The 14,466-nt window shown below is 45.5% G+C and carries 11 protein-coding genes; 7 read left to right on the top strand and 4 right to left on the bottom strand.

Translation table 11 applies throughout. The features are described 5' to 3' along the window. Positions 1-22: 22 nt before the first annotated feature. From AT864_RS08230 to AT864_RS08200, 7 genes are all read left to right on the top strand, one after another. Positions 23-247, top strand: coding sequence for a spore germination protein (locus AT864_RS08230; RefSeq protein ID WP_044745675.1), 225 nt, complete (start codon positions 23-25; stop codon positions 245-247). Positions 248-312: 65 nt separating this feature from the next. Continuing rightward, complete coding sequence (locus tag AT864_RS08225; RefSeq protein ID WP_066148173.1) at positions 313-534, top strand: spore germination protein; 222 nt, start codon at positions 313-315, stop codon at positions 532-534. 12 nt (positions 535-546) lie between these two features. Then, a complete protein-coding gene (locus tag AT864_RS08220; RefSeq protein ID WP_066148170.1) occupies positions 547-804 on the top strand; it encodes a spore germination protein GerPB in 258 nt (85 codons plus the stop codon). A gap of 48 nt (positions 805-852) precedes the next feature. Then, entirely contained in the window at positions 853-1,461 is a 609-nt protein-coding gene (locus AT864_RS08215) for a spore germination protein GerPC (protein ID WP_066148167.1), read from the top strand. Then, positions 1,458-1,640, top strand: a complete 183-nt coding sequence (locus tag AT864_RS08210; protein ID WP_044745671.1) for a hypothetical protein — start codon at positions 1,458-1,460, stop codon at positions 1,638-1,640. The genes AT864_RS08215 and AT864_RS08210 overlap by 4 nt, the downstream gene beginning before the upstream one ends. Before the next feature lie 33 nt (positions 1,641-1,673). After that, on the top strand, positions 1,674-2,078 hold the full coding sequence (locus AT864_RS08205; protein ID WP_066148164.1) for a spore germination protein GerPE: 405 nt from the start codon (positions 1,674-1,676) through the stop codon (positions 2,076-2,078). 16 nt (positions 2,079-2,094) lie between these two features. Further along, positions 2,095-2,316, top strand: coding sequence for a spore germination protein (locus AT864_RS08200; RefSeq protein ID WP_066148161.1), 222 nt, complete (start codon positions 2,095-2,097; stop codon positions 2,314-2,316). Between the two features lie 314 nt (positions 2,317-2,630). Here AT864_RS08200 and AT864_RS08195 read toward each other — a convergent pair whose 3' ends face one another. The 4 genes from AT864_RS08195 to addB are packed head-to-tail and all read right to left on the bottom strand — an operon-like array spanning position 2,631 to position 14,415. Beyond that, positions 2,631-6,011: an SbcC/MukB-like Walker B domain-containing protein gene (locus AT864_RS08195; RefSeq protein ID WP_066148159.1), complete on the bottom strand. Its 3,381-nt coding sequence runs from the start codon at positions 6,009-6,011 to the stop codon at positions 2,631-2,633. Further along, entirely contained in the window at positions 6,008-7,183 is a 1,176-nt protein-coding gene (locus AT864_RS08190) for an exonuclease SbcCD subunit D (RefSeq protein ID WP_066148156.1), read from the bottom strand. Before AT864_RS08190 ends, AT864_RS08195 begins: the two co-directional genes overlap by 4 nt. An 11-nt stretch (positions 7,184-7,194) precedes the next feature. Further along, positions 7,195-10,929: a helicase-exonuclease AddAB subunit AddA gene (gene addA / locus AT864_RS08185; RefSeq protein ID WP_066148153.1), complete on the bottom strand. Its 3,735-nt coding sequence runs from the start codon at positions 10,927-10,929 to the stop codon at positions 7,195-7,197. 12 nt (positions 10,930-10,941) lie between these two features. Next, positions 10,942-14,415, bottom strand: coding sequence for a helicase-exonuclease AddAB subunit AddB (gene addB, locus AT864_RS08180; protein WP_066148149.1), 3,474 nt, complete (start codon positions 14,413-14,415; stop codon positions 10,942-10,944). Between the last annotated feature and the right edge of the window lie 51 nt (positions 14,416-14,466).

Below are 14,466 nucleotides of genomic sequence, written 5' to 3'. Positions count from 1 at the left end.
TGATGAGAAAGGACGTGGTCATATGCCATCTTTTATCGGGGGGCCTATAAAAATCACACATGTCAGCGGCGATGGAACCGTCAATTTTGGCGATGTACTGCAAATCGCGCCAAAAAGCGCCTTAAAATCCAATCAAGGCGCCGGCGGCGGAAATAACGGAGATTTTTTGCAAACCAACACATTTGTCAGCTTTACAAACACATCCGATCCTGACGTTAATGATGCCAATAATGTCGCCAACAATTAAAGAAATGCACATTTTTCTCTATTCGCCCATAACCTATAACGAAAATAAAAAAAGGGTGTATGATGATGCCAGCATTCGTTGGGGTAGTAAAACTTAACAGTATCGGAAGCAGCGGTGTATTTCATATTGGTGACGTTTTTGCGATCAGTCCTTACAGCGTCGCGAAAACATTTGCCGGTGCTGGTTCTTTTAATACAGGAAACGGCTTAAGCATATATAATTATTACAGCAATACGAACACAAATGATGCAGATTTTATGGATGATAGTGTGGTCGGCAACGCATAAAGGAGTGACACGATGAACTTTTATATCAATCAAAGCATCTACATTTATCAATTTAAAATCGGCTCTGTGACCAACTCATCCGTGCTCCAAATCGGCAGCGCTGGGCAAATTCAGGCGCTTTCCACATTAAGCAACACAGGCGGATTTACCGAGCCTGCACCTGAAGCGATCATTTCCGCTCCTACAAGCGAGTCCAGCGCTCCATTGGTCCCTCTTCATTCCGCAACTCGCGAAAAAATGACAAAAAAAAGTGATGACAACCACTCATAGCCCATATATTGAAAAGAGAAGGGATCATTGAGAGGATGAGAAGCGACTATGAGCAGCTTGTTTCCATACGACTATTTTATGAAATTGCAGCAATATTTATTATGGCAAACAAACAAGATCCAAACCATCGAAAACCGGCTTGCCATTCTTGAAAAAGAGCTGCATGAAATCAAGCAGCATCCACAAACAATGATTGAACGAATTGAGTATAAATTTGATCAGCTCAAAGTAGAAACATTAGAAGGCACGTTAAATATCGGCCTCACGCCAAATGGCACGGGATCCATTGAAGATTTTGCGGTCGATGCTAAAAAAACGATTATTCCTAAACCAGAACCGGCCCTATTCGGCAATATCCAAACCAAAGTCAATGGTTATTTGCAAAATGAATGCATGCAAGTATTACAAGAGCTCGAAGCGAAATACGCCTATCCTTTAGATGATCCGTATCGCCAGTTTATTCTCCAGGATATTCAGCGTCAGGTCGATGAACGGATCCGCTTCTATTTGCAGCAAACCATGAATGGCGGATATGTCCCAGATCAAAAATCAGCGGAAAATATAGAGAATATGATATTTATGAAGCTGAAGGAAGACATTGAGCAATCATTAGAAAGCTTTATTAAACATCTTCCAAAACAAGGAGGAACATCATGAACTATACTGTGATTAATCGTGACGTGCAAGTAGGCGACATTTATCTTACAGCTGTAACGAGCTCAGCTATTTTTCTCATCGGAGATGCAGACGTGATAAATTTATCATCCGCTTTTGACACACCGCCTGAATCATTGATTATTGGCCCTCTCGTCCCGCTTGCTCCAAAAGGATCGTAACACCACAAGCTTAAGGGAAGGTTGTCGGTATTGATGAAGCGCTTATCAATGGTTCAATGGCTCAATAGTAACACCGTCCTTTTGAGCTCGGTGTTGCAAATTGGCGATTCTCGAGAAATTAACGCTCGTTCATACGTTTTAGCTGTTCAAAGGCAATACGAATGGTTTGGTGGGAATGAAGGAGAAGGGGCTTTTCCTGTGTTTACAAGGCCTTTGCCGAAACTTCCCGTATCCGCATACGTGCAAACTCGCCGCTTGAATGAATCACCTGTTCTTTCAGTTCGTTCGATTCACTTAATCGCTGTTTCCACCGCAGCAGTCGTTCATATCGGCTCCACTTCTACGGTTGATGCCGATACGCGCATTAAGCATATTCGGCAACTATCAGAGCCAAACATTCCTTTCTCTCTTTCGCTTCCACAAGCAGCAATTCGATAACAAAGGATGGATGAACATGCCAGCAGTTGTTGGTCCAATTAAAATTACAAACGTGAGCAGCGGTGCTGTTTTTCAAGTAGGAGACACCATGTACATCGCACCAAAAACATCTACCAAAACCCAAGGGGGATCCGGAGGATTTAATACGGGCGATTTTATTTTGACAAATAACGGTATCAGTTTTACAAATTCCCTCGATCCGGATGTATTCGATAACAATGTCGCTGGTAATAACTAAAGTTTTTCCAAAAAATGAACCTCTCCCACCAACACTCCGTTAAGAGGTGAGAGGCTTCTCCGTTAAAAAGCAGCAATGACAGCTACGATCGATGTCACTTATTTGCATGATAAAGGCTGGGTGTTTTCCCACAGCCCGATGATGGAACAACGCCGCTTCACAGAACCAGAACGGGTCTGAAAGCGGCGTTACTTCAACTTTTGTCACACATCTATGTAATGAAAAGACTAAGGACGGACAAGCCTCCAACTATTCGTTTTTCAGAAATCATGATATGCATCAAGTAGATAAAAACCCCTCTTTTGGCTACTTGACTACATGACTTCTAATTTAACACGCGTGCCCCGGCCAGAAGGCTCAGCAGGTTCGACAATGAGCCGCTTTGGAAGACGGGCGCGCAACTCCTGCACATGGCTGATCACGCCGATCGCCATATCGTTCGCCTGCAGCCGTTCTAAAGCAGAAATGACGACATCGAGAAGCTCCCCATCCAGTGTGCCAAACCCTTCATCCAAGAAGAAAAACTGCAGCGGATACTCACCGCGAAGCTGGATTTGTGCCGATAAGGCTAGGGACAATGACAGAGAAGTTAAAAAGGTTTCCCCTCCTGATAACGTCGTTACTGGACGTCGCACTCCTCCATTCGCATCATCCCTGATCATAAATCCTCCCTCTGAATCGACTTCGATGGCATAGCGCTGTCTTGTTAGCTCGCCAAGCCGCTCAGACGCATCACGAGTGACACGGATCAACTGCTCCTCCGCCATAAATTCAACAAAGCTGTTTCCGCGCAACACATTTTGCAGCTCACGATATTGCTGGACTAGCCGTTCCACTGCCATTCGCTGCTGCTCCAGCTCTTGAAAGCGTTTATGCTTTTCAGTCAGCTCCTCTACTCTTGTTTTAGCAGAAGCCACTTGTTTGATTAATTCTGTCGTTTTCTCTTCTTGTTGCCGGAGCATGGAAGCGCTCTGCTGCCATTGTTCTTCACTGATTTCCATGCCATTCATCCGGTCCGTCACCCGCTGCCATTCATTTTGCCATTTCAGCCAGTTTTCACGGAATTGTTGGATACGTTCTGCCATCGCGTTCTTTTCTTCTTGTGTTAATGGAGTTTTACGAATTTCATCAGCGTTTGCAAAAGAGCTCTGCTGCAACATCTCCCTCCATTTATCCTCTGCTTGCTCCAGCCGTTTTTCCCCTTCAGATAGCGCTTGTATCGCAGCCTGTTTTTTTGCTTCTAACAGCTGATATTGGCGCTGCATGCCGTTGTACGATTCATACGCTTCTTCTTCTTGTTTTTGCAACTGAACAAGCTGCTGCTCCACATCCGCCAATCGATGCTCAAGCGGTTGTTCGTCAATAGGAAATGGAAGGGATTGCTCGTACTCTTTATATTGTTGCTGTTTCATCTGCTGTAAAAGCAGAGCATCCGCTCGCTGCCGCTGTAGCTGTTGCCATTGTTCTTTTGCTTGTTCACATTCCTCCTGTTTTTGTTCAAGAAATACAACGCTTTTATCAATTCGTTCCTGCAATAATTGTGCTTCTTTTTCATCCGCACGCAATTGGTCCATCATTTGTTCAATCGCTGTAAATGAGAGATTTTCATAGATTGCTAGCCAATTTTGCATGCGTTCGTCCTTCATGCGCTCTCTTTCTTGGTATTTAGCGAGACGCTCTTCTATTTCTTGCTGCAGCGAATGGCGCTGATTGACAATCTCTTGCCGCTGCTTTTCAAGCGTTCGCCGCCTTTCCAGCATCGTATTGATTGCTTCACGGCATTGGAAATAATCCTGCTGTAAAGCTTTTACTTCTGCGGCCAGATCATGGAACTGTACGTCGATAGGAGCATAAGACTCTTCTTCTGCTTCTCTTTTTGCCCTAGACGCATCGCTTAACACTACTCCCTCTCTATTCTCCTCTTGCATAACCGCTTCAGCTAATTGTTCCAGCTGAATTTTCAGCGACTGGAAGGACGAAGCGAGCGGCTGTGCTCTCTCCAGCTCCTCGTCCCATTTTAACAGCTCCTGCTCGCTCGGTTGCTCGCTAGATGATAGGGCAGGAGACGGGTGATGGAGAGAACCGCACACAGGACAAGGACTTCCTTCTGTTAACGTTGCCGCCAAAGAGGCAGCCACATGCTGCAGCCGTGTCTTCTCCGCTATTTTTTGCTTTTGTTTGATCTTATAGATGAGCTTTTCAAGTTGGATTTGTTTTTCACATACACGATGGTAAAGCCTCTCGATTCGCTGAAAATGGGCTGTCCACGCTTTCTTACCATCTTCCAGTTGCTTTTCATACACACTTTCGCGCTGCACAAGCCGATCATAGCTTTCTTGCTTTTGTCTATACTCCCTCTTGATTTCTTGCAGCGCTTGATCAAGCACCATCACTTCTTTTTTTTCTTCATAAGCCCGATAGATCCGCTCTTTTACTTGCGCAGGGACCTGCTTTTGCCGCCATTGCTCCTTGAGACTTTTTTGCTTGTCCAACGCTCGTTCATAAAGCTGGGAAAGGTGTTCGAACGCTTGCTGTGCTTGCTTTTCTTTTGCCATCGTTTCCGAGATCCGCGCCCTAATATCCTTCATTTCTCGCTCCATTTGCTGCATCCGCTCCCACAGCTGCTTGGCTTGCAAAAGCTGTTCTTTCTTCTGCAAAAGCTTCGGCTCCTGCTCATTTTTTTTCGCGCGAATAAAACGGTAAGCTTCAGCTGCCTGTTCATATTGCTGACGAGTAACATGAAGCTGCTGCTCAATGCGCTTCATTTCTCTTTCCCATTCTTCAACCTCTCGCTTTGCTTGTTCATATTGCTGAGCGTAGGGAAGTAAGCGTTCCGCCTCCTCCGCCTTTTGGCGCTTTTGTTCAAGCGTGAGGATTTCCGTCTCCTCCATCCGGCATTTTTCCAACTGCTGTTCGATGTATTCCTTTTCCTTTTGCCATTGCCACAGCTCTTTATCACGTTCATATCGCTCTTTTATTTGAACCAAATAAAGCTGCTGCTGCTTGAGTTCTTGCTCCAGTTGTTCTAATTGCTGCAGTTGTTCATCCAACGTTTCTTTTGAGGCATTGCCAAGTCCTGCTTGCTCCGCGCAAATGGTTTCTAACTTGGCTGTAGCGTTTATGAATCTCGTTTTTAGCTTTTTGTTCAATTGATCCCCATATTGTTCAAGATTAAAAAGCCGCTGCAGCATTTGCCGACGCTCGACACCCTTTAGCGATAAAAATTCAGCAAATTTCCCTTGCGGCAGCACGACGGCCCGCGTAAAATCCTTCATTTCCAAGCCGAGCAGCTGCTTGATTTGATCGTCGACCTCCCTTGTTTTATCCGCAAGCACCACTCGTTCTGAACCTTCCTCAATTAGACGGCTAATCGCTGTTTTAACACGAAGTCCCTCACTTCTCTTAAAGCTTCGCTCAACGGTATATTTTCTCTTTCCATTGGCACTGGCCAATTCAAAAGTAAAGGAAACGACTAACTCCTGCTCTGCATGATTCATAATGCCGTTCGTATTGTTGGCCGCGCGCTCAACATTTCCGTAAAGCGCCAAAGTCATCGCATCTAAAATGGAGGATTTGCCGCTGCCCGTCGGTCCGAAAATGCCAAAAAGGCCCCCTTCACACAGCTTATCGAATTCGATCACCTGCTTTTCGCGAAAGCTATGCAATCCGGCAACCGTTAAACGAATCGGCTTCATGCTTCATCACCATCCTCATCTTCATCAGCAAGCAGTTCGAGGAACATCCGGACAAGCTCTTCCGTCGGCTTGGCCCCTCCTGTCTGCTTTTCATAAAAGCGCTGAAATAGCACTTCAATCGGAGTATGCTCGCGCTCCTCTTGTACAGCCTGTTGCTTGGTTAAAAAATGAGGGCGAATATAGATAAATCCGTCATAGCTTTTACGTAAACGATGAATTTCTTCCAATGTCAATGAATGCTCAACATAAATTTCCAAATCAATCCAAGCATTGCGGTCTTTTCCTTCCTCAAGCCAGCGATAAACCTGGGCCAAGCCTTCGGTCGCTTTCCACTTGGCAAGCGGTCTGCCGCATGACAACGGTAGCTCTGACACATTCGCTTCCTTTTGGGGATGAACATCCACAATCGTGACCGATTTGGTATAGCCCACTTCAGAAAAGCTATAGGCAAGCGGAGAACCCGAATAGCGCGCCGGCATTGCGGCTTGTTTAACGTTTTGCGGCCGATGCAAATGCCCTAGCGCCACATATTGAGCCTGGTCTGGAAAACAATGGGCTGATACCGTATAAGCCCCTCCGACTTCAATTGGCCGCTCCGAATCAGACGGCTCACCTCCCGCCACATATAAATGGCTCATCGCGATATTCACCGTATCGTGCCGAAATTGCTGATTCATCACAGTGAAAATTTCCTTTACCTTTTCATCATATTTTTTTCGTAATAGTTTCTCATCGTTTTCAGCAGCCAACAGCTGGGCTAGCCTTGATTCTGATGGGTATGGAAGCGCGGCTAACAACAACGTTTCCCCGCATGTCGGAATATAGATTTCTTGCCCTCTCATCGTGGGCAAACCAAGCAAGGTGATCGAATGAGAAGCCGCCAGCCGCGAAGCAGCGGCTAAACGATCCGGATGGTCGTGATTGCCTGCAATCACGACCACCGGACGCCGTCCGCCATTTGATAGCCTAGCAATCCCTTCATAAAACAACTGTTCTGCGGCTGCTGGCGGATTCACCGAATCAAAAACATCGCCAGCCATCAGCACAGCATCAATTTTTTCTTCTTCAACAATGGAGACCAATTCATCTAAAAATTGCTCTTGTTCTCGCAGCCGGCTTCTTCCTTCTAATGTTCTCCCTAAATGCCAATCGGCTGTATGCAAAATTCGCAAAGCCTTCCCTCCTACATGGAAACCAATTTTGCCCCGTCAAAAGCATAGATATAGCATTCATCGACGTGCGTTTTCCAGATTCGCTCAATGGCCAAACGATATAGTTCCATTTGTACACGATAGCGTTTTTCAATAAGAGCCGATACATCATCAGCCCACTGAACTCGATCCGTTTTAAAGTCAATAAGGACAAAGCCTTTTTCATCCTGAAATACGCAATCAAAGACGCCCTGAACCAGCACCGTTTCCTCGTTTTCCTTCCATTGTCCATACGTCTCCTTAGCTGGCAACGCTAAGTTAAATGGCACCTCACGCTCAACATACGATGCTTTTTGCAAGCGACGGCCGATATCGGTTTGGAAAAAAGCAAGAATGCTAGCCATATCGATTTCCTTTGCTTGTTCTTCTGTCAACCATTCACCCTGAAGCAGCTTGGCGATCTGCTCACGAATTCTTCCTTCTGTTATATCGCTTTTTAAATCGATATGCTGCATCACTAAATGCATCGCCGTTCCTTTTTCCGCGGAAGAGAGTTGTTTCGCCTGCATAAAACGCGGCCGATCCATGATTCCGGTACGAAACGGCTTAAGAAAAGCTTCATCTCCATAGGCTCCAAACGTTTCACGCTGCTGCTTCAATTCCGATACCGTCTGTTTGGCTCTCGAAGTGGTCGAAAGCGGATAAGGATAAAGCCAATTCATGCGGCGAACGATCTCGTCATGCCATTCGCTCTGAAGCGGCACGCGTTCCCCTTTGCGAAGCTGTTCCGTTATTTTCGCTTCCTGCTGTTCAGCATTTTCTATTTCTCTATCGATTTCAGCAGCAGAAACAGCTTGCACGTTCCATTTCGATTCATGGGCAAAAATGTCATTTTCCACCGTGAATCCATCATGCAAGCAAACGGCATCAGCATGCCGGACAAGCGAATAGCCGATCCAGTCTAAATAGCATCTAGCAGAAGCTCGAATATAGTCAGGCAGTAGCCACTCGCTGTGCACACAAACAGACTGCCACCGTTTTTTCTCGTTTTCTAGTTTCTTCACCGTTCCTACTAAAAACAATTTTTCCTTCGCCCGCGTCAAAGCGACATATAGGATGCGCATCTCTTCGGCAAGAAGCTCCAGTTCCTGCTTTCGTTTCAATGCCAGCTGGGCAATGGTCGGATAGCTGACACGCAGGCGCGGATGAACAAAATGGGCGGCAAATCCCAAATCTTTGTCCATTAAATAACTCTTGCGCAAATCTTGTGTATTAAAACTTTTTCCTAAACCAGCCACAAAGACGATCGGAAACTCAAGCCCCTTGCTCTTGTGAATCGTCATGAGCCGTACAACATCCTCTTGTTCGCTTATAGAACGGGCGGCACCGAAATCATCCTTGCGCTCCTGCATCCGTTCCATGAAACGCAGAAAACGAAAAATGCCGCGAAACGAAGTTTGTTCAAATTGTCGCGCTTTTTCATATAAAAAACGCAAGTTGGCTTGCCGCTGTTTTCCTCCAGGCATCGTACCGACAAAATCATAAAAGCTAGTAGCGCGATAGACGCTCCAAATCAATTCTGCTAATGAATGTTGCCGCGCCATCGTACGCCACTCTTGTAGGTGTGCAGCGAAAGGCGCGAGTTTTTTTTGAAGCGCTGCTTCTTGATCGGTGGCCGGCCGTTTTTCTAAAAACGCTAAAAACGCTTCGTAAAAAGCTCCTTTCGGTCTTTCAAGACGCAAAAGAGAAAGCTCGTTTTCATCTAATCCAACAATCGGCGAACGAAGAACAGAAGCGAGCGGAATGTCTTGATACGGATTGTCAATGACCTTTAACACCGACAGCATCACTGACACTTCTGTTGCCGTAAAGTATCCCGTCGAAAGCTCCGCGTACACAGGAATGCCTTGCTTGCGAAATTCTTCCATCAATTGCGGCGCCCACGGCATGGAACGCAATAAGACGACAATATCTCGGTACATTACGCGCCTTTCTTGCTTTAGATGACGATCATAGACATAAAAAGGCGTTTCAATCATTTCTTTAATTTTTTGGGCGATCCAGCGAGCCTCGAGCTGAACATTTTCAAGCTCTTGCTGTTCATCCTGCTGCAATTCATTTTCACTTTCCGGCGCATGATCGTTATCTGCTTTATCAATCAACACCAACTCGACAGGCATGCTTTTCTCAGGGTAGTAGCTTGCTCCAAAGCGCAGTTCTGCGTCAGCCTCATACACAATTTCGCCGACAGTCTCCCCCATAATTTGTTTGAAAACAAAGTTCGTCCCATCTAAAACCTCTGGACGGCTGCGGAAATTTTGCGCCAAATCGATGAGAATGCCTCCATTGCCGCCACTGTTTGAAAAACGCTGATACTTCTTGAGAAATAAAAATGGCTCGGCCAAACGAAAGCGGTAAATGGATTGCTTCACGTCTCCCACCATAAACAAATTACCCGCTGCTTCATCATCATGAATCACAAGCTGCAAAATCATTTCCTGCACCATGTTAACGTCTTGATATTCGTCAATCAGCACTTCTGTAAATTGTCCCCGATAATCAAGCGCTGCATCAGAAGGAAGCAATTGATCGCTTGTCGATGACGGATGCCGTAAAATTTGCAAGCAATAGTGCTCCAAGTCAGAAAAATCGACAATTCCCTTTTCTATTTTCTTCGCCTGTAAACGATCGGCCAGCTCTTTAACAAGATCTACGATCGTTTCAACCACCGGCTTCATCTCTTGCAAATGGTGCAGCCATGTTTCCGGTTTAAAAGAAAAGAGCTCTTCCTTTATTTCCTTGACTTTTTCTTTCGCTTTATCGCGCAAGGCTTTCACTTCGCTAACCAACTGCTCATCATATTCCCCATTTTTCGGCTTCCGCTTTGCTGTTGCCCACGTCAATGAATGAATCGCCTCGTGAAGCCGCTGCCATGAATGCTTTTTCGCTTCCTCCAGATCGCGAATTTGTAGGATATCACTCGCAAGCGTATCGCGTAAATAATGAGGACCTGCCGGATGTTCTGCCATCACAAGCGCGCGCTCAATCATCTGTTTAGCCGCCTGCAGCTGAAACTCGATGTATTGTAGCAAATAAGGCGCAAATGGAAGCTCTTCAATTGCCGTATTAGCTGAAACATGATACATGTCCACAAGCCGATCAAGCCACTCTCTTGGATAAGGATGCGAGCGGGCAAATTCATATAAGGAAAGCACAACCGTCTGCAAACCAATATCAGTCCGGTCGCTCGTATAACGGTCAACGACACTTAAAAACATGTCGTTCTCCTTTTTCCCGTATTGTTCTTCAAACAATTCTTCAATGGTTTCCTCTTTGATTAGCTCGATTTCCGTTTCATCAGCAATGCGAAACACAGGGTCTAGATCGATTAAATAATAATATTTGCGAATAACCTCTAAGCAAAACGAGTGAATCGTGGAAATGGCTGCTTTTGGCAGCAGGCTGAGCTGTCTGCGCAAATGAAGGGAATGCGGTTCCTTGGCGATCGCTTTTTCGATCCTCTCAGCAATCCGCTGGCGCATTTCAGCCGCCGCTGCATTCGTAAATGTCACCACAAGCAGCCGATCAATATCAATTGGATGCTGCTCATCCAATATTTTTTGAATGATTCGCTCAACAAGAACTGTCGTTTTCCCTGAACCGGCAGCGGCCGCTACAAGCGTATGAGCTCCATTCGTGACAATGGCGCGCCACTGTTCATCTGTCCATTGCTCTCCTTGCGGCTTTGGCGGAAGGATGATGTCCATTGCGATTCCCTCCTATTCTTCCTTCATTTGTTCCATTTTCTTATTCTTTAAGATCCGGTAGCGATCTTGCTCAATCGATTCGTCAAACTGGCAGAACGTCCGAAATTCGCAATATTGGCAAGCTGTCTCGTTTTTTCGTTTATACGGAGCAATATCGACCACTCCATCGATGATTTGCAATCCAGCCTCTTGAAAAATGGTGCGCACATGCTGACGCAACAAAGCAAAATCAGTCTCTGAAATCACAGAGGAGTTTTTGGAAATAGAGCCATCTTTATTGATTTTTACTGGAACAACGGCTGAACCTTTTCCTGCATCAAGCGTTTGGTCCATTAATTTGATCGTTTCGTGGTCATCAAGCAACCAACCGTTCATTTTAAAGCTTTCAAAAATTTTTTGTTCTGCTTCGTCCTCTTTTAGAAGCACATTTTTGCTTTTGATAATCGGGTTATGGATATGAAAATATAGCACACCTGCCGGCAAAGCCTTCGATCCGACCAAATACTCTGCAAATTCAATCACAATATCCAAATAGGCAAGCATTTGCAGGGCAAGCCCGTAATAAACTTCTGTAAAATCTAGTTTTTGATTGCTTGACTTATAATCAATAATGCGCAATAAAATGCCTTTTGAGCTTTTGGCTTGGTCAATGCGGTCAATTCGCCCGACAAGCTCAAGGACCGTTCCGTCGGCCAACGGAAAAGTCAACGGAGGCAAGGGCCCTTTGTCGCCAAATTGCAGCTCCACCTCCAGCGGGGCAAATCCGCTCATTTTTGCTTGTTCATTCAACACGCTTGCCGTCCTTGACATAATGTGATGCAATTTCCGCTTCACATAATGGTAACGATGCGAACTAAGTAAAATTTCTTGCTGGATATACGGAGCGATTTGTTCGACCGCCTCATAGGATAATTGTTCACATTGCTCTTTAGAAAGCTGTGCCCAATCTAGATGCTCTGCGCGAATGCGCTCTGTCATCATTTTTAAAGCATGATGAAATAATTGACCAATGTCTGGGGCTTTGAGCCGGAAAACATTGCGTTCTTTTAAGCGCAGCCCGTATGAGGCAAAATGAGCAAATGGACAGCGGTTGAATTGCTCCACTCGCGAAACGCTTGCTCTTAATGTCCGTCCGTATAGTTTTCTGCTAATCTCTCTCTTTAATTTTTTCGTTTTGTTTTCATAGAACAGTGCTTGAATGACTCTGTTAGCCCGTTCATTCCAGTCGTTATGACCTGTATAAAGATTATATACATCCCACCAAATGGGCTCGATCGGATATTGCCGTTTCCATGCATGAAGCTGAACAGCAAGAGCTCCAAGCGTTGCTGAATAATTGGTAATGAGTGAGAGCTGTTCCGAAAGCGGCAATGTAAAAGGTTCGCCGCCCCACCTCTTTTCTTGCACATCAGGAAATATTTCTTTTATTCTTTTAATCAGCACAGATGGCAGCAACGTTCTTCCTTCTTCATCGGCAAGCGGATACGTAATATAAAGCCGTTCCTTTGGGCTAGCCAACGCCATATAGATCGCAAACGGCTCATCTAGCAGCTGTTGCCGGCTTGTCGGAGCGACATGTACCGAAAAATGATGCAGCAGCTCGCGGTCTTGCTCAGATAATACCCCATCCGCGCTTTTTCGTGAAGGAATCACCCCATCATTCGCACCAATGATAAATATACACTTGATATCGGTTAGACGCGAACGGTCAAAGTGAGCAATCAATACTTGGTCGATCGCTGGCGGTACAAGTGAAAATTCCAGGCTCTCAAGCCCTGTTTCCATCAAAGCGGCAAATGACTGAAGGGGCATCGGCTCTTCCCCTAATATTTCTACATACTGGTCAAGCAGTTCCATGACTGCCCCCCACGCTTGCTCATGGTGCCGGGCTTCCAGCAGCTGCCCTTTTGCCTCAGCTTCATCACGCAGCTTCTCCAGCTTTTTAGGAATCTGCAATTGTTCAAAATATAAATAAAGGGCTTCGCACATATCCCGCCCATTTTTCGCTTTTTGTAATCGTTTTTGCAGCGTCAGGAGCGGGGAGGCGACCATTTCTCTCCACACATTTAGCTTTTCCTCGTAGTTTCTTTCTTCGTCTGTTTGCGGCGCCGCGATCTCCTCAAGTCCCTGATAGCGCCGGTACACCCAGTTCTGCCTCCATTTCGCTCCATAAATTCCGTGTTCAAGCACATAATTTTCCAGCTGATCCATTGCTTCTCGCATCGTTTGCACATGGCTCTCCAGCGGAAAAAAGAAATCGGTCTTTACCGCCCGAAACACGGCTTCATACCGCCAGTTTGTCTGAATCACATCCAAGCTTGCACGAATCAGTTCGATAAATGGATGATTTCCCATCGGCTCCTTTTCATCAATAAAGTAAGGAATCTCATAATCAACAAAAACAGTTTGAAATAGATTGCGATAGTCATCAGAATTTCGTACCAATAGAGCCACATCGCGATATCGATACCCTTCCTCGCGCACAAGCCGAATAATTTCTCTAGCAATTCCTTCAATCTCTGCCCGGCGATGTGATGCTTGGTATAATTGAATTTCACCGGCCTCCCCAGCAAAGGGCAAAGAAGGGCGCGTATCATAATGCGCTTCTAAATGGCGAAGCGATAACGACTGATGCCTTACATTCTCTTGACAAAACTTGACCGGTTCAATGAGAACGTTGTTTAAAAGGGCTATATTCCGCAGCTCATAGTATGTTTTACCTGTCATTCGAAACAAGTGTAGCTCATTCGGCAGCTGTTCATTATAAGGCTCATCCACCGTTAAAGCGACCGTCACGCGCTTAGCGAAACATAACAATTGCTCAAGCACCATATATTCTTGCGGTGTAAAATGGTGAAATCCGTCCACGTAAATTTCCGCGTCTTGTATGTAGCGGGAATGCGGAATTTTTTCAGCCAAAAAGCGCAAGTAATCTTCCGAATCCACATACCGATTCATTAAATCTCGTTCGAATTGGCGATAGATAAGCTGTAAATCCTTTAGCTTATCCGCTAATACTTTTTCAGCCGAGGTGGCATTTTGGCGCAGCTGCGTTTCTGTTTCCAGCAGTTGCTCCGGTGTAATACAATAACGCTTGCACTCAATAAGCATTTCTTCTAGCTGCTCAATAAAGCCATGCTTATCAGCCGCGCGGGCAAATAAAATCAGCTCATCCTTATGCTTATCAATAATTTTCCTTAGCAGCATGCGCACTCCCGTTTGATTTAAATAATAGCGGCTCATTCCCCCAGTTTCTTGCAGCACGCGAAAGGCCAATCGCGTAAAGCTTAGCACCTGTGCGCGAATCATCCCGTCCAGTCCCGGTGTGCGAATCAACGCATATTCTGATTGAAACGTCATTTGCTCTGGCACAAGATAAATGATGGGAGAGCCCATCGGCTGCTCCTTCAGCTTCTCACGAATTTCGTTTAAACATGCTATCGTTTTGCCGGTCCCTGATCTTCCAATCATAAAGCGAAGCGACATGCTATCACCACCTTTATTTTCCATTCCCCTTCTTATTTTAGCACATATGTT

The sequence above is a fragment of the Anoxybacillus sp. P3H1B genome, from assembly GCF_001560855.1.
Taxonomy (GTDB): Bacteria; Bacillota; Bacilli; order Bacillales; family Anoxybacillaceae; genus Anoxybacteroides; species Anoxybacteroides rupiense.
This window is presented reverse-complemented; position numbering and strand designations above follow the sequence as displayed.